Origin of the sequence: Brevundimonas sp. (assembly GCF_047617075.1) — a bacterium.
Lineage (GTDB): Bacteria > Pseudomonadota > Alphaproteobacteria > Caulobacterales > Caulobacteraceae > Brevundimonas.
In genome coordinates this window covers 107,392-131,238 of the sequence record NZ_JBLGCI010000004.1, presented here as the reverse complement: position 1 = coordinate 131,238, position 23,847 = coordinate 107,392, and the positions used below count along the sequence as shown (strand labels likewise).

The window sequence follows — 23,847 nt, the reverse complement described above, 5'->3', positions numbered from 1 at the left end:
TTACGGCGCCGCTTGATCAGCAGTCCGTGATGGTCGCGCGAGCCATCTGTGGATCACAACGCCCCGTTAACGAAGCTTAGGGTTTCGTTAACCAACGTAAACGAGCGTCAACACTATGAGCATTGGAGCGATTCCCTCATCGGGCGGCGTGGAGGCGGCCATTCGGCGTGCCTCCAGCGCGACCGGCGTGGACTTCGATTTCCTGATGCGCACGGCCCGCCGCGAAAGCGCCCTGAACCCCCAGGCCCAGGCGCGCACGTCCACGGCCGCGGGCCTGTTCCAGTTCATCGAGCAGACCTGGCTGGCCACCCTCAAGCAGCACGGCCATCGGCATGGCTATGGCCAATACGCCGATCTCATTCATCAAGGCTCGGACGGGCGCTGGCGGGTTCAGGGATCCGCCAGAAACGTGGTGATGGATTTGCGTTTTGACGCCCACGCCGCGTCAGTGATGGCGGCCGAGCTGGCCTCGTCGAACGCGGCCTATCTGAGGGGACGCACGGGCCGGGAGCCGGGGGGCGGCGACCTTTACGCCGCGCACTTCCTTGGCCCGGCGGGCGCGGCGACCCTGATGGAGGCGATGGCCACCCGGCCGGGCGCCTCGGCGGCGGCGCTGTTTCCCCGGGCTGCTGCGGCCAACCGCTCGATCTTCTACCGGGACGGCCGTGCGGCGACCGTGGCCGAGGTTCACGCCAATCTGCAGAGGACGGCCGGCGACCATCCGGCGGTGGGCGCGCCCCAGCAGCCGGCCGCACCGCAGCTGAGCGAGCGCGACCAGATGATCGCCGCGCGGATGGACCGGCTCAGCCAGGATCAAAGCCTGCTGAACATGCTGCTGGGAACCCAGGGGGAGGGAGAGGCGAGCACCTTCCTGAGGGCGTTCGCGCCGCCTGGGGAATCGCGTCAGACTTAAGCGAACGGCGCTCGAAATTCGCTTCCGGGCGTTACGGTAAACGCGACCTTAAGGATGCCGGCGACATCATCTGCGCCTGATTTCCGGAAGCTGACATGACCGCATCACGCGCCCGCCTGACCGACCTGGACCTGCACCGCCTGATCAAGAGCGGTGATGACGATGAGCGCGCAACAGCCGCCCACAAGCTGTGCCGGGCCATGGATCGCGCCGACCTGAGCGACATGGACCGTGCGGCCGCCGAAAAGATCCTTCGCGTGCTGGCGGGTGATGTGGCCGAGATGGTGCGTCGGGCGTTAGCTGTGACCCTGAAATCCTCCGATCTGGTTCCTCGTGACGTGGCGCGGCGGTTGGCCCGGGACGTGGACAGCGTGGCCATGCCCATGATCGCCTTTTCTCCGGCTTTCACTGACGAGGATCTGATCGAGATTGTCCGCAGCGGCTCTTCCTCGCGTCAGACGGCCGTGGCCGGGCGACCGAAGGTTTCGCGGGATGTGGCGGACGTGATCGCCGCCGAGGCGGGCGAGCTGGCCGTGCGGACCCTGGCCGCAAACGACAACGCCGACCTGTCCGAGAGCGCCATGGGCCGCGCGGTCCAGCGCTTCGGGACGTCAAGGGAACTGGTGGCGGCCCTGGCCTACCGTCCGGTCCTGCCCATGGCGATCACCGAAAAGCTGATCGGTCTGGCCAGTGAAGCCGTGCGCGACCATCTGGTTTCTCGCCATGCCCTGGCCCCCGAGGTGGCCATTCAACTGGCGCAGTTCACGCGCGAGCGGGCCACGGTCGATCTGATCGATCAGGCCGGCGCCGCGCCGGACATGGCCAATTTCGTGGCGACCCTGAATGCTCGAAAGGCCCTGAACGCCTCGCTGCTTCTGCGCGGCCTGGCGCGCGGACAGATGGCGTTTTTCGAGCATGGCTTGTCGGAACTGGCGGGTGTCTCACACGAGCGGGCCTGGCTGATGGTGCATGACGCCGGGCCTCTGGGGCTGAGGGCGATCTATGATCGCGCCGGGCTTCCGCCGCGGCTGTTCCAGGCTTTCCGCGCAGGCGTCGACACCTGGCGTTCGATGCAGTCCGAGGGCGCCGACATGACCGGAGACCGGTTCCAGCAGCGCATGCTCGAGCGATTCCTGACCCAGCGGCCCCATACGCCGCGCGAGGACATGGCCTACCTGCTCGAGCGCCTCGACCGGACGCCGGAGCCGGAGGTGGCGGCCGCAAACGCGGCCTGAGCCTCAACTATCTCCTCCCCATTCCTGGGGAGGGGGACCGCGCCCGCAGGGCGTGGTGGAGGGGGAGGCTCGGCGCTTGCCGCATGACCCGCCACGAATCCTTGCCGCCTGCGCCGCCCCCTCCGTCACGGGCGCTGAGGCGCGCCCGCGCCATCTCCCCATGAAATGGGGAGGAGGTCTTTCTGAATCAGCCCTTGAAGGCGGCGACCTGACCTTCGAGTTCCTCGGCCAGGGCCTTGCCGACAGGATGGTCGTCGGTCTGGATCTTGTCGCGGACCACCGCCTTGATGGCGTGAATGTGAGCTTCCAGCAGCGGCAAGGGCGCGGCCATGCGCTGATCGGCGTTGTCCAGCAGGCGGCACATGGAGCCGGCAAGACGTGTCACCAGCGGATATTGATAGGTGCCGCCCAGACCCTTCAGATCATGGGCGCGGAAATACAGGCCCTCGGCCGTGGCGGTCGTATAGCCCTCGGCCTGAATAGCGGCCCAGGCCACATCCATCTTGTCGATTTCGTCCTGCAGCCATGCGCCGAACTGGTCGGCCATGGCGGCAAGCGCTTCTTCCGCCTTGGCGATCGCGCCTGCATCAATGCCGCTGAAACCACCGCCGACCTTCTGGCGCAGGGTGTTGGGCGGCTGGATGAAATGGGCGGACTTGGTCACGGCAGGCTCCTGACTATGGCGCGCCATGACAATGACCGCCGCGCCTTAAGAACCCGTGACTCAGGCGGTGAATTGTTCGGCCAGAACCCGTTCCTCGAACGACCGGTCGGCGTCGAACAGCATGGTCAGGGCGATGTCGCGCCGTTCGCGGACCTCCACCTTGCGTGCCCGCCGGACCTCGAAATTATCGGCCACGGCGCTGACCGGCCGCTTGTCGGGCTCGATGACCTCGAAGCAGACCTCGGCGTCGTGGGGCAGCAGGGCGCCGCGCCAGCGCCGGGGGCGAAAGGCGCTGATGGGAGTCAGGGCCAGCATCTTGGCGTCGAGCGGAATGATGGGACCATGCGCCGACAGGTTATAGGCCGTAGAGCCCGCCGGCGTCGAAACCAGCGCGCCGTCGCAGCTGAGTTCTTCCATGCGTACCCGGCCGTCCACCATGATGCGCAGCTTGGCGCTCTGGCGGGTCTGGCGCAGCAGCGACACCTCGTTGATGGCCAGGCCCGTCTGGACCTGCGCCTCGCTGGTCCAGGCCCGCATCTCGAGCGGATGGATGACGGTGGCGACCGCCCCGGTCAGCCGTTCGATGAGCCCGTCCTCGCTGAAGTCATTCATCAGAAAGCCCACAGAGCCGCGGTTCATGCCGAAAACGGGCGTTCGCCTGTTGATGTGCGTATGCAGGATTTCCAGCATGAAGCCGTCGCCCCCCAAGGCCACGATGACGTCGGCCTGCTCCTCGGGCGCCGAGGGGTAACGGGTCGCCAGGGCGTCGCGCGCCGCCTGGGCTTCCGGCCTGTCACTGGCGGCGAAGGCGATACGGGGGGAGGGCGGCAATGTATTCACGCGTCACTGCAACCGGACCGCGACGAGGAAGTCAAACCCGGCAAGGCAGTCAGGCGGCGCGCGACGCCCGGAAGGCGCGGGCGGCGCTTTCGCCCGAACGCTCCATGAATCGGGCCTTGCGCAGTTCGCCGCCGGGCAGTCCGCCGCTCAGCTTGCGGACTTCTTCGAGAATCGCGGGGAAGACGGCGCGGTCGATTCCCACGGCCGCGCAGGCCAGACGAAGGGGCTCGGGCGAATCGCCGCGCACGGACGCACGCACCTGGCTGAGGGGGAAGCCCCCCAGCGCCGACAGGGCGTGCTCGAACAGGCTGAGTCGTCCTTCGCGGATCGCGCGGATCAGATAGCCGGGCCGCAGCTGTCCGGCCGCGTCCATCTTGGCCACCAGCCGCCGCTCCATCTCGTCGCGAGCGGGGTCATCCTCAAGAGACAGCGCGGGCGCTTCGCCCTTGCGCACATAAGCCGCGCGGACAGCCTCGTCGATGGCGCTGTCCAGCGAGGGGGCGTCCACGCTGAACCGTTCCGACAGGGCCTGGCGCAAGGCATGGCCGACCCAGGCGTAGAGCTGCTGCGCCAGTTGGTCGTTCATGGCCGGGTGCCGCACTAACGGGGCCCGCAGGGCTGCGATGCGCTGGGACGCCTCAACCAGCCGGCGCACGCCCGATTCGCCGATTTCGGCGGTGCGGTTGGCGGCCAGGGCGGTCATGACCGCCGGCTCGCCCGCATCGAGGATGGCGTCGGCCACCCGGCCGCTGATACGCGGACGGCGGGCGACTTCGATCTGATGTTCAATGGTGCATTCGACCAGGATTTTCAGCAGTTCCTGATCCTTCAACAGGGGGCTGCCGGCGATCACCGGCCGGGCGATTTCGATCTCGTCCAGCGCCAGAGTGTTGATCAGGGCAGGCGGCGCCCATTCTGCTTTGGCCAGACACTCGGCAAGGGTGCGGCGAATATCGCGCTCGGCCTTTTCAGCGAGCGTCAGAAAGATCTCGCCCAGAATTTGATGGGCCGGATCGCCGGCCTGTGGCGGAGCCGCCTCGCAAAGGGCGGCGACCCCGCGCAGCAGTCGCTGCTGGTCGCCGACATCGCGGCTGCGCGCCAGGGTCAGAAGGTCCGCCGCGCCTGGAGCGGAAGCGCTGTTTCGGGTCAGGGCCGTGGCCAAGGCATGCCTCCGATTCGCGACGGCGGTCCCGTCGAGCTTCACCTTGGCCGCAGCCGGGTGAAAGCACGGTTAACGCGCCGCTAACCTTGACGCTCGAGGCGGGCGGGGCGACGGTGGCTCATGGCAGGTTGCTTTGGGAGACGGTCATGGTGGACGGCGCGTCCACATCCTTGAAATCGAAGGTTTCCGAGGCGGAATGGCAGGTTCGCGTCGAACTGGCGGCGCTGTATCGGCTGGTCGCCCTGCACGGGTGGGACGACATGATCTTCACCCACATCTCGGCCCGCGTGCCGGGGCCTGAGCATCACTTTCTGATCAACCCCTACGGTTACTATTTCGAGGAGATGACCGCCTCGCTGCTGGTCAAGGTCGATCTCGACGGCAACGTGGTTCAGGAAACCTCGAACTTCATCAATCCGGCGGGCTTCACGATCCATTCGGCGGTCCATGCGGCGCGCGAGGATGCGAAATTCGTCATCCACCTGCACACCGATGCGGGCGTGGCGGTCGCGGCGCAGAAGGACGGCTTGCTTCCCCTCAGCCAGAACGCCTGCCTGCTTCAGCATCAGGTGGCCTATCACGGCTATGAGGGCCTGGCCCTGAACCACGATGAGCGTGAGCGTCTGGTGGCCGACCTGGGTGACAAGCCGCTGATGCTGCTGCGCAACCACGGCACCATGGCGGTGGGCGCGACGGCGGCCGCAGCGTGGGTCGGGATATTCTTTCTGGAGCGAGCCTGCCGTCAGCAGATCGGCGCTCTCAGCGCGGGAAGGGACGGCGTCCTCATCGCCCCCGACGCAGCCCAGGCGGAAACGAAGGAGCAAGGACAGGCCATCGCCTTCATTTCGTCCCTGGCGTGGCCGGGCGCCTTGCGCCAGCTCGACCGCCGCTCGCCGGGATACGACGCCTGATCAGGAAGGTCATCGGGGTGGCGACCGCCATGGCGATGCTCGCGCCGGCGGTCGCGTCTGCCGGCGCATGGCCGACCCCCAAGGGCGAAACCCAGCTGATCCTCAAGTTCGAGAGCATGCGGGCGGACGAAGCCTTCGATCTGTCCGGTGCTCACGCACCCTTGCCTGCGGACCAGATCGATCAGGTGCTGGGACTGTTCGCCGAGCATGGCCTGACCGACCGCATCACATTGCAGTTCAAGGGCGACTGGCAGGATGGGGAAGACGCCTTTCTCGACTATCAGGGCCGCGGGCCTCTGGAGTTGGGTGTGCGGGTCAATGTCTGGCGAGACGACTGGACGGTTCTCAGCGTCTATGCGGGCCATGCCTGGGGCGGCGACGCGCGCAACGCCGTCTATGCGCCGCCGGGCGCAGGCGACAGTGACTGGGACCTGCGTGTTTTGGCCGGGCGCTCGTTTGCGTGGCGGGGGGCGTTCGTGGAGGTGCAGGCGGCGCGGCGACTGCGTGACGGCCTGCCGGACGAGACGCGGCTGGACCTGACGGCGGGCGCCGAGCTGGCGCCGGGCTGGAGCATGCTGAATCAGGTGTTCGCCGGACGCAGCGAACAGGGCAGCGAGTGGGCCAATCTGGAGACATCGGTGGTGCGCACCTCGGGCGACTGGAGTCTGCAAGCCGGGTGGCGGCACACCATGGCCGGTCGCAATGTCCCGGACTCCAGCGGCCCGATCCTGGCCGTCTGGCGACGGTTTTGAGAAAGCGCATCCGAAAGCGACGGATTCCGTAACTTCACCACGTTAGTGCAATCGGGCTTGCTTCCACGAGCGAGGCCGATAAGGGCTTGCCCACTCCCCAACCCGCCGGATCGCTCATTGTGCTGAAACGACATTTCTTTCTCTTCGCCGCCGTCGCCGCCGTAGCCTTGATGGTGGTCGCGGTGGTTCTGCGCATGGCGTTCGCGGGCGAGGAGGGCGGCGGGCCGGGCGGGCCGGGCGGCGGACGCGGCGCTCAGGAAGTGGCCGAGATCCGCGTGGTTGACCGCGCCTTCAGCGACAGTTTCGAGGTTCTGGGCGTGGCGCGCGGCCGCCGGTCCGTGGACATTACCTCGAGCAACACCGAACTCATCACGCGAGTCTTTTTCTCGGATGGGCAGCGGGTGGCCGCCGGCGCGCCTTTGGTTGAGTTGCGCGCCGATGAGCAGGACGCGGGCATCATCGAAGCCGAGGCGCGGGTGCGTCAGGCCCGCCGCGATATGGAGCGCTGGGAGGGTCTCGCCGAGCGGGGCATCGCGCCGCGCGTCACGGCCGAACAGGCCCGCACCGATTTCGAAACCGCCGAAGCGGCGCTGGAGGCCGCGCAGGCCCGTCGCGGCGAGCGCATGATCCGGGCGCCCTTCGCGGGCGTGCTGGGACTCAGCACCGTCACACCCGGCACCCTGGTGAACCCCGGAACCGTGATCGCCACCCTGGACGACATCTCGGTGGTGCGCGTGGACTTCCAGGTGCCTGAACGCTACCTGCCGGTGCTGCGGCCTGGCGTGGAGATCACGGCGCGCGCCGACGCCTATCCCGGCCGAGAGTTCTCGGGCCGCATCGCCGACCTGGACACCCGCATCGATCCGCAGACCCGCGCCCTGACCGCGCGGGCCGAGTTCCCCAATCCCGATCTGTCGATCCGGCCCGGCATGAGCATGCGTGTCTCGGTGCAGCAGGGTCAGCGCACGGCCGCGGCTGTGCCAGAGGCGGCGGTGCAGTACGAAGGCTCCGGCGCCTTCGTCTATCGGATCGCTACAGACGGCGACCGCAGCACCGCCCAGCGCATCGAGGTCCAGACCGGCGCTGTAGAATCCGGGATGGTCGAGATTCTGCAGGGGCTGGATCCCGGCGACCGAGTCATCGGCTCGGGCCTCAACCGCATCCAGCCGGGCGCGGCGGTGCAGGTCGCCAGTTCGTCCGGTGATAGCGCTTCTTCGCAGAATCCGCCCGAGGGCGGCGCCGTTACAAGGACGTCCGCGCCATGATGCTGTCAGACGTCGCCGTTCGTCGCCCCGTCTTCGCCGCTGTCGCGGCCATCGTTCTGTGCGTCATCGGCGCGGCGGCGTTCTTCTTCCTGCCGGTGCGCGAGCTGCCGGACGTTGACCCGCCCATCGTCTCGGTCAGCACCAACTATCCGGGCGCCTCGGCCGAGGTGATCGAGAGCCGGATCACTGAACCGATCGAGCAGCGCATCGCGGGCATCCAGGGCATCGAGCGCGTCACCTCGTCCAGCCGGGACGGCCGCTCTCGGGTGACCATCGAGTTCTCTCTGGACCGCAACATCGACGACGCGGCCAACGACGTGCGCGACCGCATCTCTCGCGTTCTGGGCAACCTGCCGGATCAGGCGGACCCGCCGGAGGTGGCCAAGGCCGATACCGACGGCCAGCCCATCATGATCCTGTTCCTGCGCTCCGAAACCATGAACCGGCTGGAGCTGACCGACTACGCCGATCGCTATCTGGTCGACCGGTTTTCGGTAGTGCCGGGCGTGGCCGCCGTGAACATCTACGGGGACCAGGAATACAGCATGCGTATCTGGCTGGACGCCGCCGCCCTGGGCGCGCGCGGGCTGACGGTGACGGATGTGGAATCCGCCCTGACGCGCCAGAACATCGAGCTGCCCGCCGGCACGCTGGAGTCCGTGGACAAGGACTACACCGTGCGGGTCGCGCGCAACTATGCGACGCCCGCAGAGTTCGCCAATCTGCCTGTCAGCGCCTCGGGCTCCGGTGACGGCGCCTATGTCACCCGACTGGGCGATATCGCCCGGGTGGAAGAGGCGCCGGCCGAAGATCGCCGTCTGTTCCGGGGCAACGGGCTGGACCAGATCGGGCTGGCCATCACCCGACAGTCCCAGGCCAACGACCTGGAGATTTCCGAGGGCGTCCGCGCCCTGATGGAAGAGGTTCAGCCCGGCCTGCCCGAAGGCAGCGAACTCGTTGTGGGCTCGGACAACTCCGTTTTCACCAAGCACGCCATCGACGAGGTCTGGATCACCATCGGCATCGCCCTGGCGCTGGTGGGGCTGGTGAACTTCATCTTCCTGGGCACCCTGCGGGCCGCGATCATCCCGTCGGTGGTGGCGCCCATCTGTTTGCTGTCCACCTTTATCATCCTGGCGCCTTTCGGGTTCTCGCTGAATCTGTTGACCCTGCTGGCCCTGGTTCTGGCCATCGGACTGGTGGTGGATGACGCCATTGTCGTGACCGAGAACATCCAGCGCCGTATCGATCACGGCGAGCCCCCGCTGGTCGGCGCCGAGCGCGGCGCCCGTCAGGTGTTCTTCGCCGTGGTCGCCACCACCGTCGTGCTGATCTCGGTGTTCGCGCCGCTCATGTTCCTGCCTGGTTATGTGGGGCGCCTGTTCGTGGAGCTGGCGGTGGCCATCACCGCCGCCATCTTCTTCTCCGCCTTCCTGGCGCTCAGCCTGTCGCCGATGATGGCGTCCAAGATCCTGCGTCCGGCTTCGGGCCAGGGGTGGGTGGCGCGCCGGGTGGACGCGGGCATGGACGCCCTGAAGCGATCATATCAGGCGTCTTTGGAAGGCCTTCTTGGCGCACGCCAGGCGGTCGCCGGAGTCGCGGTCGTGGTCGTTCTGGTCGTCGTGGGCGCGGTGGCGATGTTCATGAGCCTGCCGAACGAACTGGTGCCCAACGAGGATCGCGGCCGGGTCATGGTTCGGGTTCAGGGGCCGGAAGGCGCCGGGTTCAACTACACCCGCGACATCATGCTGGGGCTGGAGCCGCAGCTTGCCGAATATCATCAGTCGGGCGAGGCGGATTCCTATCTGATCTCCGCGCCGGGCTGGGGCTCCGGCTTCAACGCTGGCAACGCCATCCTGACCTTGGCGGACTGGGGCGAGCGGGATCGCTCCGCTGACGAAATCGCTCAGGAGCTGAACCAGTCCCTGCGCAACCAGACCGGCGCCCAGGTCAACGCTTCCACCCCCGGCTCCTTCCGGGGCGGTGGCGGCAACTCGGTGGACTTCATCATCGTCGGCGCCGAATACGAGCGTCTTTACGAGTGGGTCCAGCCGATCATGAACGCATCGCTGGACAATCCCGGCCTGTCGCGCCCCCGCCTGAATTACGAGCCCAACGCACCGCGTCTGCTGGTGGACGTGGACCCGCAACAGGCGGCCGCTCTGGGCGTGTCCTCCCAGAACATTGGCCGAACGCTGGAGACCATGTTCGGCTCCCGCCGCGCCACCACCTACATCCGGGGCGGTCAGGAGTACGACGTGATCCTGCAGACGGATCGCGAGAACCGCTCCAGCGTCGACGACCTGCGCACCCTCTATGTCGCGACGGGATCCGGCGAGCTTGTGCCCCTGTCGTCGGTGGTCCAGACCCAGACCTCCGGCGACACGCCTGACCGGCGCCGCCTGGATCGTCAGCGCGAGATCACCCTCAGCGCCGACCTGAATCCCGGCTACACCATCACCGATGCGGTGGAGTGGTTCGAGGAACAGGCCGCTCAGCAGCCGCAGGGCGTGGCCACGGTCCGCTGGGGCGGCGCGGCCCGGGATCAGGCCGAGGCGGGCGGGGCGGTGGCCCTGGCCTTCGGTCTGGCCTTGATCCTGGTGTTTCTGGTGCTGGCGGCGCAGTTCGAGAGCTGGATCACGCCGGCGGTCATCATGCTGACCGTGCCGCTCGCCGCGGCCGGCGGGCTGTTCGGCCTGGTCATGGCCGGGTCCAGCCTGAACATCTATTCCCAGATCGGGCTGATCATCCTGATCGGGGTGGCGGCCAAGAACGGCATCCTGATCGTGGAATTCGCCAACCAGCTGCGCGATCAGGGACGAACGGTGAAGGAAGCCATCGTGGAGGCCTCGGCTCTCCGCCTGCGCCCCATCATCATGACCTCCATCGCCACCGCCTTCGGCGCCCTGCCGCTGGTGTTGTGGCAGGGCGCGGGCGCGGCCAGCCGCCAGACCATCGGCGTGGTGATCTTCTCCGGCGCCCTGTTCGCCACCCTGCTGACCCTGTTCGTGGTGCCGGTGATCTACGGCGCCCTGGCGCGCTTCACCCGCTCGCCGGAGTACACGGCCCGCAAGATCGAGGAGTGGGAGGCCCAGGAGGTCGCCGCCAACGACGCGCTCAAGCACGCGGCGGAGTAACCCCGCTCACTCAGGCGTGTAGCCGGTCTCCACCTTCAGCCAGGCGATCAGGTCGCGGCGGTCCGTCTCGTCGCGCACCCCGGCGAAGCTCATCTTGTTGCCGGGCAGAAAGCCGCGCGGGTCGTTCAGCCATTGGTCCAGCTGCTCCGCCGTCCAGGTGAAGTTCGCCTCGCGCAGGGCGGGGGAATAGTTGTAGCCCTCGACCGATCCTGCCTGACGCCCGAACACGCCCCACAGGTTCGGCCCCGTCATGTTCGGCCCGCCCTCGGGCAGGGTGTGGCACGACCGGCAGCGCGCGAAGACCCGCCGGCCGTTCTCGGTGTCCGCTTCGCTGTACGGGGCGGGGAGGGAGGCCAGGATCGCGGCGCGCTCCTCATCGGTCAGCACGCGGGCCTCGGGAGCCGGGGCGGGCGGCGCCGCAGTCTCGTCGGGGGTCTGTTCATCCCCTGAGCCGCAGGAAGCAAGAGCCGTGACAGCGCCCACAAGGGCAATGGTGCGGATTGTGCGCATTGCGGTCTCCGTTATTCCACCGTCGATGACGAGCCTCATGGCCTACCAGTCCGGTCGCGGCTTGAAAATCGGCGAAGCGTCGCGGGCGGAACATCAGTCGGGCTGAAGAATTCTCATGGGACAGCCATCAAGGGAGCAGGTCCATGACCGAACACACCGATCCGCACAACCTGGACCCCGATCAGATCGAGAAGGAGGCCGACGACCTGGGGGAAGAAGCAGATGCCCTTCAGCGCCGAACCGACGGCGACAAGCCGGACAAGGACGACGAGGGTGTCGGCGATGTAGGCGGGCTTGTCCCCTGAACGGGCGGCCCTGAAGGCGAATGGTGCCGGTTGCAGGAATCGAACCCGCGACCTTCGGTTTACAAAACCGCTGCTCTACCAGCTGAGCTAAACCGGCGCTTCGGCGTGGGGTTATGAGGGGTGCGGCCGGTGACCGCAAGCCGTCCGATCAATCCAGTTTCGCGGCGATCCGGTCCGCCAGCGCGCGCAGCGTGTCAGTCTCGGCCATGGGCGCATGGCCGTGGCCCTTCAGGGGCCGATCGGCCCAGCGGGGCACGATGTGGAAATGCAGGTGAAAGATGGTCTGGCCGCCGGCGTCCCCGTTGAACTGGCTGATCGTGATCCCGTCGGGCTTCAGCGCCTTGTCCACCGCCACCGACAGCCGTCGCACCGCCTCGGTGATCCGCGCCAGCGCCTCGGGCTCGATCTCCAGCATGTTGCGGGCGGTGGAGGTCTTCGAGATCACCAGCACATGGCCCTCGGACTGGGGAAACACGTCCATGAAGGCCAGGACATGCTCGTCCTCCCACACCTTCACCGCCGGGATCTCGCCCCGCAGAATCTTGGCGAAGATGTTGTCGGGGTCGTAGGCGCCGTGAAGGCTCATGGGCGGGCTCCTTCTGTTGCTTCATCCAGCATAGATCACGCCGATCGGAACGGCGAATACGCCGCCGTCATGGCCTCGATCTCGGCGGCGACGGCGGGGCGTTCCTGATCCAGATAGTCAGCCACCGGGCCGCGCAGCATCGGATCGGCGATGTGGTGGGCCGAGTAGACCGGCGTGGGCAGATAGCCGCGCGCCATCTTGTGCTCGCCCTGGGCTCCGGCCTCGACGCGGGACAGGCCCCGCGCGATGGCGAACGCGATGGCCTGATAGTAGCACAGCTCGAAATGCAGGAACGGCCGGTCCTCCAGTGTGCCCCACTGGCGGCCGTACAGGGCGTCGCGGCCGATGAAGTTCAGTGCGCCGGCGATGGGGCGGCCGCCGTCGAAGGCCATGACCAGGGCGATGCGGTCGTTCATGCGCGCGCCGATCAGGCTGAAGAACGCCCGATTCAGATAGGGCCGGCCCCATTTGCGGTCGCCGGTGTCCAGATAGAATTCGTGGAAGGCGTCCCAGTGCGCCTCGGTGATGTCGCCGCCGGTCAGCACGCGGATGTCCAGCCCCGCCTGGGCGTCGCGTCGCTCGCGCCGGATGGTCTTGCGCCGGGAGGAGGAGAGGGCGGCCAGAAAGTCGTCAAAGGCGGCGTAGCCGTCGTTGCGCCAGACGTACTGCATGTCCTGACGCAGCAGCAGGCCCTGGTCGCCCATCAGCCGCCACTGATCGGCGTCCGGGAAGTTCACATGCAGAGACGAGGCGCCGGTGCGGTCGCACAGGGTCCGCGCGCCTTGCAGCAGCGCCGCGCCCACGGTGGCGGCGTCGGTCCCCGGCGCGTTCAGCAGGCGTGGTCCCGTCACGGGCGTGAACGGCACCGCCGACAGCAGCTTGGGATAATAGCGCCCGCCCGCGCGCTCATAGGCGTCGGCCCAGGCGTGGTCGAAGACGTACTCGCCCTGGCTGTGGCCCTTCAGATAGAGCGGCATGACCCCCAGCACGGCGTCGTCTGGGCCGTGCAGCGACAGGTGGCGCGGGCCCCAACCCTGCGCCTCCACCGCACAGCCCGCTTCCTCGCAGGCGTTCAGGAAGTCATAGCCCACGAACGGGTCGCCCGCGTGCGCCGCGCAGGCGTCCCAGGCGTCGCGACCGATCTGTTCGATGCGGCCGTGGACCTTCAGGATGAAGTCGGCGTCGGTGCTCACCGCACCTCGACGACGGCGTCCACCTCGACGGCGAAGCCCAGCGGCAGGCGATAGACGCCCACGGCCGAGCGGGCGTGGCGGCCGGCGTCGCCGAACACGTCCACCATCAGGTCGGAACAGCCGTTGATGACCTTGGGGATCTCGATGAAGTCGCCCGCCGCCTGGACGAAGCCGCCCAGCTTGACGATGCGCACCACCCGCTCCAGATCGCCGTCGCAGGCGGCCTTGATCTGGGCCACCAGATTGATGCCGCACAGGCGCGCGCCGGCCACCGCCGTCTCCAGATCCACGTCGTCGCCGACCGTGCCCTTGATGCCGCCCTTGGCGTCGTTCGACAGCTGGCCCGAGATGTGGACCAGATTTCCGGCGCGCACGAAGGGCACATAGTTGGCCACGGCGGCGGCGGGCTTCGGCAGGTCGATGCCGAGGTCTTTGAGGCGGGCTTCGATGGTCATGTGGGCTCCTGAGGCTTTGCACGGGATTTAGACGTCCCGGCGCCCGGCTTCAACGCCCGCCCGGCGACCACGGCGCCCGCGCCGTACTTTTCCCTCAGGGCGTCGATGGTGGTTTCGGTCTTCAGCGCGCGGGTCTGGTCGTGGGCGAACAGCCCGGCGGGCGCGTCCTCGGCGTCCACGATCTCGGCCATGCCGATGCCGATCAGGCGCCAGGGGCGGCCGATCTCGGGCTTCAGCAGCTCGCGGCCCACGGCGAACAGGCCGCGCGCCGTCTGGATCGGATCAGGCACGCTGCGTCGGCGCGTGTAGATGCGGAAGTCGGTGGCGCGCAGCTTCAGCACGATCACCCGGCTGGCCACACCGTCGCGGCGGGCCTTGGCCGCCAGCTTCTCGCACAGGGGCCACAGCTCGGCCTCCAGCGATTCAAGCGTGCTCAGGTCGTCGTTGAAGGTGGTTTCGGCGCTCATGCCCTTGCGGTCATGGTCCGGGTTCACAGGACGGGCGTCGCGGGCGTGGGACAGATCATGCAGGCGCAGGCCGGATTCCCCATAGCGCCGCACCAGCGTCTTCACGTCTTCGCGCGCCAGATCCCCCACGGTGGCGTAGCCGTCGCTGCGCAGGCTTTTGGAGAACACCTTGCCCACGCCGGGCAGGATAGTGACCGGCTTGTCGGCCAGCAGGCTCTTCGCTTCGGCGGCGCCGATCACCGAAAAACCGCGCGGCTTGTCCAGTTCCGACGCGATCTTGGCCAGGAACCGGTTGGGCGCCAGGCCGATGGAGACGGTCAGGCCGGTCTCTTCCTCGATCTGTTTTTGCAACCGGATAAGCTGGAAGGCGGGCGGTCCGCCGTTCAAGCGCTCGGTGCCCGACAGGTCGGCCCAGGCCTCGTCCAGCGACAAGGTCTGTATCAGAGGCGTCAGCTTCGCCAGCGCGCCCAGAATGCGGCCGCTCTCATGCTTGTACTTGGCGAAATCCGGTTTGATGACAACGGCTTCCGGGCAGGCCTTTAGCGCATTGAACATGGGCATGGCCGAGCCGACGCCGTACAGCCGCGCCACATAGCAGGCGGTGGACACCACCCCGCGCTTACCCCCGCCCACGATCACCGGCTTGTCGCGCAGCTCGGGCCGGTCGCGTTTCTCAACCGAGGCGTAGAAGGCGTCGCAGTCCAGGTGGGCGATGATAAGGTGGTCCAGCTCGTCGTGGGCCACCACGCGCGGCGATCCGCACGCCGGACAGCGCGAAACCGCCCGGTCGCCGGTCCACAGACAGTCACGGCAGATGGCCTTCATCGCCCGGTGTTCGCCCTTCACGCCAACTTAAGGATGCCCGGCCATAGTGGCGCTCAACAAGATGCGGGCCGTTCCTGACCATATGGGGATGGCCGAAGCGTCTCGGCAGGGAACAGACCGGTCCGGTGATGATGTCCAAGAAAGTCCTCATCGTCGAGGATAACGAGCTGAACATGAAGCTCTTTCATGATCTGCTCGATTCCCAGGGCTACGAGACTCTGCAAACCCGCGAGGGGCTGCAGGCCCTGGCCATGGCGCGCGAGCATCGCCCCAATCTGATCCTGATGGACATCCAGCTGCCCGAAATCTCCGGCCTCGAGGTCACCAAGTGGCTCAAGGAGGACGAGGATCTGGCCCATATTCCCGTTATCGCCGTCACCGCCTTTGCGATGAAAGGGGACGAGGAACGCATCCGCGAGGGGGGGTGTGAAGCGTATATATCCAAGCCCATTTCGGTGATGGGCTTCCTGGACACCGTGAAACGGTATGTGGCGTAGCGAGGCAGGCCGATGACCGCACGCATTCTGGTGGTCGACGACGTCGAGGCGAACGTCCGCGTGCTCGAGGCCAAGCTGACCATCGAGTACTACGACGTTCTGAAATGCTCCGACGGTCCGACGGCCCTCGAGATCGCGGCCCGCGACCAGCCGGACATCATCCTGCTGGACGTCATGATGCCCGGCATGGACGGGTTCGAAACCTGCCGCAGGCTGAAGGCCGACCCGCTCACCCGCCACATCCCGGTGGTCATGGTCACCGCCCTGGACGGCCGCGAGGACCGCATCAAGGGGCTGGAGGCCGGCGCCGACGACTTTGTCACCAAGCCCATCGACGACGTGGTTTTGTTCGCCCGCGTGCGCTCGCTCAGCCGGCTGAAGCTGGTCATGGACGAACTGCGCGAGCGCGAGGAATCCGGGCGCAAGCTGGGCCTTGAGGAAGGCTCCGCCCGCATGCGCGGCATCGGCGGGCGTGTCCTGATCGTGGATGACAACGCGCGTCAGGCGGCGAAAATCTTCGACCAGCTCAAGGAAGAGCATCGCCCTGTCATCGAGTCCGACGCCGGCAACGCCCTGATGGCGTCGCGCGGGCCTGTGGACCTGATGATCATCAACGCGGCGGCCGACAGCTTCGACGGCCTGCGCCTCGCCGCCCACATCCGCTCCGCGGAAGCTACGCGCCATTTGCCGCTGCTCATCATCATCGAGCCGGAGGATCGGCAGCGTCTGGTCAAGGCGCTGGAGCTGGGCGTCAACGACGTGCTGACCCGTCCGGTGGACGCCCAGGAACTGGCGGCCCGCGCGCGCACCCAGATCCGGCGCAAACGCTATACCGACTTCCTGCGCGACAAGCTGGACCACAGCCTGGAGATGGCCGTCACCGATCCGCTGACCGGCCTACACAACCGCCGCTACATGACCACCCAGCTGCAGGCCCTCGCCACCCGCGCCTCGCGCGGCGGAGAGCCGGCGGCGGTGATGGTGCTCGACATCGACCACTTCAAAGCCGTCAACGACGGCTTCGGCCATGACGCGGGCGACGAGGTGCTGCGCGAGTTCGCGGTGCGCCTGGCCACCAATGTGCGGGCCATCGACCTGCCTTGCCGCTATGGCGGGGAGGAGTTCGTGGTGGTCATGCCCGGCGCCTCGCTGGAGGCCGCCGAGCGGGTCGCGGACCGTATCCGCCGCGACGTGGGCGGGGCCCCCTTCCGCATCATGGGCGGCAAGGAACTATTGACCATCACCATATCGGCGGGTGTGGCGGCCACGCAGGGCGAGCACGATACCCCCGAGGCCCTGCTCAAGCGGGCGGATGAGGCGCTTTACGAGGCCAAGACTTCGGGCCGCGACCGGGTCATCGCCCGCGCCGCCTGATCGTTCAAACCACCAGAGTCCACCCGGGTGGGCGCAGCACCTCCATGGGGCGGAAGCGGCCCTTGTAGTCCATCTTGCTGGAGCCCTGGACCCAGTAGCCCAGATAGACGTAGGGCGCGTCGATCAGAGCGGCCTGGCGGACGTGGTCCAGCACGGCGAAGACGCCGAGGCTGCGCCGCTCAAGACGCGGGTCGAAGAAGCTGTAGACCATGGACAAGCCGTCCGACAGCAGGTCGGTCAGGCAAACGCCCACCAGCTCGCCCGGGCCGCCGTCGTCGGAGGGCAGGCGGTATTCGATCAAGTGCGTGCGGACCGCCGTGTCCTCGACCATGGCCACATAGTCCTGCCAGGTCATGTCGGTCATGCCGCCGCCGGGGTGGCGCGTGGTCAGATAGCGACGCAGCAGGTCGAACTGCTCCATGGTGGCCTCGGCCTCGACCAGGGCGCGGACGAGGTCGGCGTTGCGGTTCATCACCTTGCGCTGGGACCGGCTGAAGACGAAATCGGCCACCGGCAGGCGCACCGAGACGCAGGCGTCGCAGGCCTCACAGGCGGGGCGATAGGCGATGTTCTGGCTGCGGCGGAAGCCGGCGCTGGTCAGTTGGTCGTTGACGTCCGCCCCGTCGGAAAAGGGCAGGTTGGCGAACACCTTCCGCTCCACCTGTCCGGGCAGGTAGGGACAAGGCGCGGTGGCGGTCATGAAGAACCGCAGCTGCCGTGTCGGAATGTGTCTGGTCACGCTCCAGCAACCTGTACGAAATCAGGCCGATAGTTCGACCTGACAGGATTTGGGGGCAAATCGCCGCCCGCCGCAAGCGCCTTCGCGCGAGAGGCGGGCCGGGGTTTCACAGACTGGTGTCCGAGGGCAACACCGGCGCCTCGCGCAGCAGCACGATGGAGATGCGGCGGTTGCCGGCCAGGGTGGGGTCGTCCGGATAGAGGGGATCGGATCCCGCCTTGCCGGAGACCTGATAGACCCGGTCCGGATCGACGCCGGCGCCCTGAAGCAGCTGGCGCGAGGCGTCGGCGCGGGCTGAGGACAGCGACCAGTCGCCCGGCGCGCTGGCGCGGCGCTGGCCCGCAACGGCGCTCGTGTGGCCGGTGATGGTGACCCGGTTGGGCAGCTGGTTGATGACCCGGGATACGGCGCGCAGCAGGACGCGGGCGCGCTCGTTGGGCTGGGCCGAGCTGTTGTCGAACATGGAGCGGCCCTCCTGATCCACCAGCTGGATGCGCAGGCCCTCGGGCGTCTGGTCGATTATAAGGTGGCGCGACAGCTCGGCCAGCTCGGGCATGTCCTGCATGGCCTGGCGCAGGGAGGCGGCGGCGCTTGCGAACTCCTGGGCCTCGCGGCGGGCGATCTCCTCGCGCAGCTCGGCCTCGGTGGCGGCGGCCAGATTGCTGCTCTGGCCGGCGTCCTCGACCTGTTCGGGAGCTTCGGGGGCCAGCTGTTCGATGACCGAGCGGGAGCCGGAGCCCTGGGCTCCGTCGTCGCCCAGCGCCGTGCCGCCCAGAATACCGCCAGAGCCGCTGGTTGTGGACGAAACGCTGGCGGGGGCGAAATACTCGGCGATGCCACGCTTCTGTTCCGGGTCCGTGGTGTTGATCAGCCACATGAGCAGGAAGAAGGCCATCATGGCGGTGACGAAGTCGGCATAGGCCACCTTCCACGCGCCGCCGTGGTGGCCGTGGCCGCCGCTCTTCTTGACCTTCTTGATGAGGATCGGACGATCGCTCATGGACATGGAACGCACCCCGCAATGGTGAGCGGACCCTGCCTGAATGAGGTTAAGGCGGAGTTTCCCGAAACGGGACGGTTGCCACCGCCGCGCCCGCCGCCTAGGTCCGGGTGAGCCGACCGTGGAGACCGCGTGACCATCGATCCCCAGACCGAAGACGACGTGCCGGAAGCCGTGGCCTATCGCCGGGCGCTGGGCGGCTTCGCCACCGGCGTGTGCGTGGTGACGGCGGACACCGCCGACGGGCCGCTGGGCGTCACTATCAACAGCTTCACCTCCGTGTCGCTGGAGCCGCGTCTGGTGCTGTGGTGCATGGACGAAAGCTCGCAGCGGTGGAAGGCGTTCGAGGCGGCGCAGCGGTTCAGCATCCATGTGCTGGGCGCCGAGGACCGGCACATCGCCGCCCGCTTCGCGCGGGGCGACTGCGTGCTGAGGGACGATGAATATGAGCGGGCGGGCGAGGGCGCGCCGCGCCTGAAGCACGCCATCACCCGGCTGGACTGCCGCACCACTCAGCGCATTCCCATGGGCGACCATGTGACCATCGTGGGCGAGGTGGAGAGCTTCGCGGCCGAGGGCGGAGACGGGCTGGTGTTCTTCCGGGGACATTACGGCCGCATCGGGGAGGACGGACTGTGAAGATCGCATTCGCCGGACTGGGCGTCATGGGCGGACCCATGGCCGGGCATCTGGCCAAGGCCGGGCACGATGTGGCCGGCTTCAACCGCTCGCCAGACAAGGCGCGGGCCTGGGCCGAGCGGACGGGCGGGAATTTTGCGCCCACCGTGGCCGAGGCGGCGGCGGGGGCAGAGCTGTTCATCCTGTGCGTGGGAAATGACGACGACGTGCGTCAGGTGGTGGGCGAGGCGCTGCCGCATCTGGCGGAGGGTGCGGTCATCGTGGACCACACCACCACCTCTGCCACGGTGGCGCGCGAGATGGCGGCGCTGGCCAGCGAGGGCGGGCGGGCCTTCGTCGACGCCCCGGTTTCGGGGGGACAGGCGGGCGCGGAGAACGGCCAGTTGACGGTCATGGCGGGCGGCGATGCGGCGGCCTTCGCCCGGGTCGAGCCGGTGCTGGCGGCCTACGCCAAGGCCATGCGCCTGATGGGACCGGCCGGGTCGGGGCAGCTGACCAAGATGGTCAACCAGATCTGCATCGCGGGGGTGGTTCAGGGGCTGGCCGAGGCGGTTCACTTTGCGCAGAACGCCGGACTGGAGCCCGAGGCGGTGCAGGCGGCGATATCCAAGGGCGCGGCCCAGTCGTGGCAGATGGACAACCGCTGGGCCACCATGGCCAAGGGCGAGTTCGACTTCGGCTTCGCCGTGGACTGGATGCGCAAGGACCTGGGCCTGGTGCTGGACGAGGCCCGCGCCAACGGCAGCCATCTGGCCGTGACGGCGCTGGTAGATCAGTTCTATTCAGAAGTTCAGGCCATGGGGGGTAATCGGTGGGACACATCCAGTCTGGCGGCGCGGCTGCAAACGAAGACCCGCTAGCCCCCGAGGCCGTGTGGCCGCTGTGGCGCGCGCTGGCGAAGACGTTCCGCTTTCGCAGCCTGCTCTGGCGACTGATCTATTCGCCCTCGGGATACGGTTGGTACGGCGTGGATGTTATCTCGACCCTGCGGACCATGCCGTCGGGGCGCCGGGCGCTCGCGATGCTGAATAGTGTTCCGGACCTGCAGCTTGAGCGTCTCGCCCGTCTGGCTGAGCTGAACGCTCGCCGCAACGAGGCGCACTGGCGCATGGCGGCCCTGTTCTACATCACCGTGCCCGGCTCGCTGTTCGTGGCCGGGCTGCAAGGCGCGCCGGAATATACGCGAGACTTCGTCACGGCGATGGGGTGGATCGGGACCGGGCTGATCCTCTTCCTGATGCTGCAGATGCTCTACTATTTCGCCACCCAGTGGCGAGCCCGCCAGGTGGAGGCGGTGATCGAGCTGGAACGCATCGCCCGTCTGTCGAAGCCCCCAGAGCCTGCCGCCAAGATGAAGCGACGTGCGGCGCGCTGACAAAGTCTGGTCGGCCTGCTCCGCCGGATCAGGCGTAGCGGTGCTTGCGGCCCTTTTCGCCCAGCAGGTTCCAGCCGGCGCTGGTTGGACGGAACCCGTTCTTGCCGGTCCGCTCGGCCAGGCCGAGGACGGTCAGCTGGGCGCTCAGATCGCGGTTCTCGGCGCGCTCTGAATCGATGATGTCGAGCAGGGCCTCGACGGTCTGGTCTTCTGTCACTGTGGCTCCGGCGTCAGGCTTCAGTCAAAGGGGTGGGGCAGGCGCCCGGATTTGAAGAGGATGGTCGGGGCTTCGTCGTAATCCCCCAGTTCGGTGTCGGCGGAAACGGAGAAGGCGACGACGCCGACCCTCAGCGGCCCCAGCCGTTCCGCCTTTCGCCGGGCCTCTTCCGCCGTCTTGCAGCCGACCTGTTGTTCGGCCCTGAGGCCGCCGCCTTTTCCAGCCACGTAGCCCTGGACGATGTGGACGGTTTCAACAGCCATCTACTTTTTCGGCTTCGCAGGCCCTTCGGGCAGCCCCTTGAGGCTGGGGTTCGAGGCGTTGGCCTTGGGCGGCTGGACCTTCTTCGGCTTGCCTTTGGACTCTTTCATTTCCGCGCATCCCTGAGTGAGGCTCATCGTAGCACGCGGCGGTGGGCGCGGCCCCATCCAATCGGCGGGGACCGTCAACTGAAGCGCGTTGATCTGTCGGAGGTGCGTTCCGCCGTTCGGCGATCCGCTCAGGGGTCCGGCGGCGCCAGCCGTCTTGCCCGGGCGAGGCGCAGAAAGCAGGCGGCGCGGCTCCGCGCCGGCTTAATCAGTGCGGACAAGACTCAGCTGCTGATCGCCAACGATCAACCGGGCGCGATCCGGGTCGGCCCCGGAGAAGCGGATGATGATCGGTGTGCCCCGGAGACGGAACTCCGCCGGGCCGACGGCCTCAAGTCTGGAACGCCGAACGACGGCGCCGTCAGGACCGGTTTCGACATAGCCCAGCCCATCGCCGAGGTTGACCAGAGTGATGCTGCTCCCGTCTTCCTCACCTTCGATTTCATAGGTTCCTGTCAGGTGGTCGAATGCGGCGACGGGTTGAGCCTGCTGGAACGAGGGCAGGGGCGTCTGCGGATCGAGAAGGTGCAGGGCGATCTGCTGAAGATCATCCTCAACGGAAGAGTTGGCCAGGAGCACGACCCGGACGCCTGTGTTCTGGTTCAGGCCGATGAACGCCTGATAGCCTTCGGCTTCTCCGCCGTGATGAAGGATGCGCGAGCCGTTCCCCTCGTGAACGCGCCAGCCCAGAGGGACGCCGTCAACGCCGGCCAGAGCCAGATCGGCCGGAGTGTCGATGGCGCCGGACGGATCTGGCTGGTGGCTCTCCAGAAGGATCATCAGATCGCGCGCCGTCGTATATAGGCCGCCGGCGCCGTGAGCGATCGCAGCGGTTTGGACCCTTGTCGCGCTGACGTCGGATTGGCCGATATGCGGGCGGGCCAGGCGTTCCGGGTCGACGACCCGGTAGCCTGTGCTGTCCAGACCGAGCGGACCGGTGATTGATTGTTCCAGCAGCGTCATCAGGGTTTGACCGCTTTCCACCACCAGGGCGCGGGCGAGGATCGCCATTCCGGCGTTGGAGTATGATGCGCCCTGTGCGCCGGAGACTTCGTCGAGCGCGGCGAGCAGCGAGTCGTCATCGCCGTTCGTCAGCGCTGCGGCGGGGATGTTTCTGGGCAAACCCGCCCGGTGGGTCGCCAGATCGGCGAGGGTGAGCGCGGGGTCGATCCGGCGGTCGGGCCAGATGGCGGCGAGGGGGGTGTCCAGGGTCACCGCGCCGTGCAGGACGCGTGCAGCCAGCATTTCGGCGGTGAACACCTTGGTGACTGATCCGACTTCGAAAATGGTGTCCGCATCGACCGGGGCGCCTTGATCCAGGGCTGTCGATCCGTAGCCGAAGAAGGTGGTTTCGCCGTCGCGGGAGTATCCCAGCACCACGCCGATGCGTCCCCCGTCATCCACCGCAGATCGCACGCTCGCCTCAACGGCGGGCGGAAGATCAAGGTCAGCGGCGGTCGCCGAGCCCCAGGACAGGACCAGGGCGAGGATCGCCCCGCCGCTCTTCATCGCAAACCGGGTCATTCTTCGTCCTTTTCGATGTCCAGCAGATCGCCGGGGCGGCAGTCGAGCGCGCGGCAGATGCCGAGCAGGGTGTTGAATCGCACGCCCCTGACGTGCCCGTTTTTCAGCAGGGACAGGTTTGTCGTGGAAATGCCGACCTCTTCCGCCAGCTGGTTCAGGGACATCTTTCGACGCGCCATCATTTCGTCGATCCGGATGACCATCCGCATCACACGATCTCATCGCTGTCGCGTTGCACCTCGACGCCCACGGCGAACGCCCGTGCGATGACCAGGAGAACGAGGCCCGCCACGGCGAGTCCCGGCGAGAACTCTGGAAGAAGCCTTATGGCGTCCGGCGCCGGCGCGGCCGCGAAGGTGTGAATCAGGCGCCCGGACAGGGGCTGTTCCATGAGGACGATCAGCTGCCACAATGCCGAGCGGATGAGCTCCCAAAGCGGGAACGCCAGCAGCAGCAGACCCGTCCACGTCAGCTGACGGGCCGTGGCCGGGGTGAATGGTCGCCCGCCCGAGGCGTGGCGGGTGAATCGCCGCAGCAGCCCTGTAAGGGCGATCCAGAACCCGCCGGTAAGGGCCACGTCCAGAACGCGCAGCAGCGTCGCGGCGAGTGAGGATGACGTCAGGGTCAGCTCGCCCTCGTGCAGCGTGAAACGGGCGCCGTCCGTCCCCGGCTCAACAGAGCAGGGCGGGGCGCCGGGAGTCGCGCAGGCGACGGAGAAGCCCGCGTCCAGCGGCTGACCCACAAGAGGCGCCACCACCGCGAAAGCCAGGGCGATCGCCGACATGACGACAGCGGCCGCCAGGGCGAGTGACAGAAGGATGGATAGAACGCGTGCAGACATTGACATGCTCCCTGGCCGGCGGTGTGCCAGACGAGGTGATGTCTTTCAACAAA

At 67.5% G+C, this 23,847-nt stretch carries 27 protein-coding genes and 1 tRNA gene; 12 read left to right on the top strand and 16 right to left on the bottom strand.

Annotated elements, in window-relative coordinates:
- Window positions 1–115: 115 nt before the first annotated feature.
- Together ACI8U3_RS05740 and ACI8U3_RS05735 are read left to right on the top strand one after the other, a co-directional pair.
- Complete coding sequence (locus tag ACI8U3_RS05740; protein ID WP_415013901.1) at window positions 116–913, top strand: transglycosylase SLT domain-containing protein; 798 nt, start codon at window positions 116–118, stop codon at window positions 911–913.
- A gap of 95 nt (window positions 914–1,008) precedes the next feature.
- Window positions 1,009–2,148: a DUF2336 domain-containing protein gene (locus tag ACI8U3_RS05735; protein ID WP_415013900.1), complete on the top strand. Its 1,140-nt coding sequence runs from the start codon at window positions 1,009–1,011 to the stop codon at window positions 2,146–2,148.
- A gap of 187 nt (window positions 2,149–2,335) precedes the next feature.
- Here the strand turns inward: ACI8U3_RS05735 and ACI8U3_RS05730 are convergent, their stop codons facing one another.
- From ACI8U3_RS05730 to ACI8U3_RS05720, 3 genes are read right to left on the bottom strand one after another with little or no spacing between them, the layout of a single operon-like run.
- Window positions 2,336–2,839, bottom strand: coding sequence for an Hpt domain-containing protein (locus ACI8U3_RS05730; protein ID WP_415013899.1), 504 nt, complete (start codon window positions 2,837–2,839; stop codon window positions 2,336–2,338).
- Between the two features lie 33 nt (window positions 2,840–2,872).
- Window positions 2,873–3,652 (bottom strand): NAD kinase, encoded by a 780-nt coding sequence (locus ACI8U3_RS05725; RefSeq protein ID WP_415013898.1) that lies wholly within the window; start codon window positions 3,650–3,652, stop codon window positions 2,873–2,875.
- Window positions 3,653–3,701: 49 nt separating this feature from the next.
- Window positions 3,702–4,814, bottom strand: a complete 1,113-nt coding sequence (locus ACI8U3_RS05720) for a DUF2336 domain-containing protein (protein WP_415013897.1) — start codon at window positions 4,812–4,814, stop codon at window positions 3,702–3,704.
- Window positions 4,815–4,960: 146 nt separating this feature from the next.
- Here ACI8U3_RS05720 and ACI8U3_RS05715 point away from each other — a divergent pair, with 146 nt between their 5' ends.
- From ACI8U3_RS05715 to ACI8U3_RS05700, 4 genes are all read left to right on the top strand, one after another.
- Entirely contained in the window at window positions 4,961–5,725 is a 765-nt protein-coding gene (locus ACI8U3_RS05715) for a class II aldolase/adducin family protein (RefSeq protein WP_415013896.1), read from the top strand.
- A 29-nt stretch (window positions 5,726–5,754) separates the two neighbouring features.
- The gene (locus ACI8U3_RS05710; RefSeq protein WP_415013895.1) at window positions 5,755–6,477 is read left to right on the top strand and encodes a hypothetical protein; all 723 of its coding nucleotides are present in this window, start codon (window positions 5,755–5,757) and stop codon (window positions 6,475–6,477) included.
- 119 nt (window positions 6,478–6,596) lie between these two features.
- Window positions 6,597–7,742, top strand: a complete 1,146-nt coding sequence (locus ACI8U3_RS05705) for an efflux RND transporter periplasmic adaptor subunit (RefSeq protein WP_415013894.1) — start codon at window positions 6,597–6,599, stop codon at window positions 7,740–7,742.
- Complete coding sequence (locus tag ACI8U3_RS05700; RefSeq protein WP_415014052.1) at window positions 7,742–10,879, top strand: efflux RND transporter permease subunit; 3,138 nt, start codon at window positions 7,742–7,744, stop codon at window positions 10,877–10,879. Before ACI8U3_RS05705 ends, ACI8U3_RS05700 begins: the two co-directional genes overlap by 1 nt.
- 6 nt (window positions 10,880–10,885) lie before the next feature.
- Here ACI8U3_RS05700 and ACI8U3_RS05695 read toward each other — a convergent pair whose 3' ends face one another.
- On the bottom strand, window positions 10,886–11,389 hold the full coding sequence (locus ACI8U3_RS05695; protein ID WP_415013893.1) for a c-type cytochrome: 504 nt from the start codon (window positions 11,387–11,389) through the stop codon (window positions 10,886–10,888).
- A 143-nt stretch (window positions 11,390–11,532) separates the two neighbouring features.
- On the opposite strand from ACI8U3_RS05695, the gene ACI8U3_RS05690 reads away from it, so the two are divergent.
- A complete protein-coding gene (locus tag ACI8U3_RS05690; RefSeq protein ID WP_415013892.1) occupies window positions 11,533–11,694 on the top strand; it encodes a hypothetical protein in 162 nt (53 codons plus the stop codon).
- A gap of 21 nt (window positions 11,695–11,715) precedes the next feature.
- Here ACI8U3_RS05690 and ACI8U3_RS05685 read toward each other — a convergent pair.
- From ACI8U3_RS05685 to ACI8U3_RS05665, 5 genes are all read right to left on the bottom strand, one after another.
- Window positions 11,716–11,791 (bottom strand) — tRNA-Thr (locus ACI8U3_RS05685).
- Between the two features lie 51 nt (window positions 11,792–11,842).
- Window positions 11,843–12,280 (bottom strand): HIT family protein, encoded by a 438-nt coding sequence (locus ACI8U3_RS05680; RefSeq protein ID WP_415013891.1) that lies wholly within the window; start codon window positions 12,278–12,280, stop codon window positions 11,843–11,845.
- A 35-nt stretch (window positions 12,281–12,315) separates the two neighbouring features.
- A complete protein-coding gene (locus ACI8U3_RS05675; protein ID WP_415013890.1) occupies window positions 12,316–13,473 on the bottom strand; it encodes a GNAT family N-acetyltransferase in 1,158 nt (385 codons plus the stop codon).
- Window positions 13,470–13,928 carry a RidA family protein gene (locus tag ACI8U3_RS05670; protein ID WP_415013889.1) on the bottom strand — a complete coding sequence of 153 codons (459 nt, stop codon included), beginning with the start codon at window positions 13,926–13,928 and terminating at the stop codon, window positions 13,470–13,472. Before ACI8U3_RS05670 ends, ACI8U3_RS05675 begins: the two co-directional genes overlap by 4 nt.
- Window positions 13,925–15,220 (bottom strand): DNA polymerase IV, encoded by a 1,296-nt coding sequence (locus tag ACI8U3_RS05665; protein WP_415014051.1) that lies wholly within the window; start codon window positions 15,218–15,220, stop codon window positions 13,925–13,927. The genes ACI8U3_RS05670 and ACI8U3_RS05665 overlap by 4 nt, the downstream gene beginning before the upstream one ends.
- 131 nt (window positions 15,221–15,351) lie before the next feature.
- On the opposite strand from ACI8U3_RS05665, the gene ACI8U3_RS05660 reads away from it, so the two are divergent.
- Both ACI8U3_RS05660 and ACI8U3_RS05655 read left to right on the top strand, forming a co-directional pair.
- Complete coding sequence (locus ACI8U3_RS05660) at window positions 15,352–15,717, top strand: response regulator (RefSeq protein WP_415013888.1); 366 nt, start codon at window positions 15,352–15,354, stop codon at window positions 15,715–15,717.
- Between the two features lie 12 nt (window positions 15,718–15,729).
- A complete protein-coding gene (locus ACI8U3_RS05655; protein WP_415013887.1) occupies window positions 15,730–17,091 on the top strand; it encodes a PleD family two-component system response regulator in 1,362 nt (453 codons plus the stop codon).
- 4 nt (window positions 17,092–17,095) lie between these two features.
- Here ACI8U3_RS05655 and ACI8U3_RS05650 read toward each other — a convergent pair whose 3' ends face one another.
- The gene (locus tag ACI8U3_RS05650) at window positions 17,096–17,830 is read right to left on the bottom strand and encodes an arginyltransferase (RefSeq protein ID WP_415013886.1); all 735 of its coding nucleotides are present in this window, start codon (window positions 17,828–17,830) and stop codon (window positions 17,096–17,098) included.
- Between the two features lie 106 nt (window positions 17,831–17,936).
- The gene (locus ACI8U3_RS05645; RefSeq protein WP_415013885.1) at window positions 17,937–18,836 is read right to left on the bottom strand and encodes a flagellar motor protein MotB; all 900 of its coding nucleotides are present in this window, start codon (window positions 18,834–18,836) and stop codon (window positions 17,937–17,939) included.
- Window positions 18,837–18,962: 126 nt separating this feature from the next.
- Between ACI8U3_RS05645 and ACI8U3_RS05640 the strand changes: the two genes are divergently transcribed.
- Genes ACI8U3_RS05640 through ACI8U3_RS05630 form a run of 3 tightly spaced genes read left to right on the top strand, consistent with a single transcriptional unit; the run spans window position 18,963 to window position 20,844 of the window.
- A complete protein-coding gene (locus tag ACI8U3_RS05640) occupies window positions 18,963–19,469 on the top strand; it encodes a flavin reductase family protein (protein ID WP_415013884.1) in 507 nt (168 codons plus the stop codon).
- Window positions 19,466–20,329, top strand: a complete 864-nt coding sequence (locus ACI8U3_RS05635; protein ID WP_415013883.1) for an NAD(P)-dependent oxidoreductase — start codon at window positions 19,466–19,468, stop codon at window positions 20,327–20,329. Before ACI8U3_RS05640 ends, ACI8U3_RS05635 begins: the two co-directional genes overlap by 4 nt.
- The gene (locus ACI8U3_RS05630) at window positions 20,281–20,844 is read left to right on the top strand and encodes a hypothetical protein (protein WP_415014054.1); all 564 of its coding nucleotides are present in this window, start codon (window positions 20,281–20,283) and stop codon (window positions 20,842–20,844) included. Before ACI8U3_RS05635 ends, ACI8U3_RS05630 begins: the two co-directional genes overlap by 49 nt.
- Window positions 20,845–20,872: 28 nt before the next feature.
- On the opposite strand, the gene ACI8U3_RS05625 is transcribed toward ACI8U3_RS05630, so the two are convergent.
- From ACI8U3_RS05625 to ACI8U3_RS05605, 5 genes are all read right to left on the bottom strand, one after another.
- Window positions 20,873–21,061 carry a hypothetical protein gene (locus ACI8U3_RS05625; protein WP_415013882.1) on the bottom strand — a complete coding sequence of 63 codons (189 nt, stop codon included), beginning with the start codon at window positions 21,059–21,061 and terminating at the stop codon, window positions 20,873–20,875.
- Between the two features lie 20 nt (window positions 21,062–21,081).
- Entirely contained in the window at window positions 21,082–21,324 is a 243-nt protein-coding gene (locus tag ACI8U3_RS05620; protein ID WP_415013881.1) for a hypothetical protein, read from the bottom strand.
- A 309-nt stretch (window positions 21,325–21,633) separates the two neighbouring features.
- Complete coding sequence (locus ACI8U3_RS05615) at window positions 21,634–22,953, bottom strand: serine hydrolase domain-containing protein (RefSeq protein WP_415013880.1); 1,320 nt, start codon at window positions 22,951–22,953, stop codon at window positions 21,634–21,636.
- Window positions 22,950–23,162: a helix-turn-helix domain-containing protein gene (locus ACI8U3_RS05610; protein ID WP_415013879.1), complete on the bottom strand. Its 213-nt coding sequence runs from the start codon at window positions 23,160–23,162 to the stop codon at window positions 22,950–22,952. Before ACI8U3_RS05610 ends, ACI8U3_RS05615 begins: the two co-directional genes overlap by 4 nt.
- Window positions 23,162–23,794, bottom strand: a complete 633-nt coding sequence (locus ACI8U3_RS05605) for a hypothetical protein (RefSeq protein WP_415013878.1) — start codon at window positions 23,792–23,794, stop codon at window positions 23,162–23,164. Before ACI8U3_RS05605 ends, ACI8U3_RS05610 begins: the two co-directional genes overlap by 1 nt.
- Window positions 23,795–23,847: the final 53 nt, after the last annotated feature.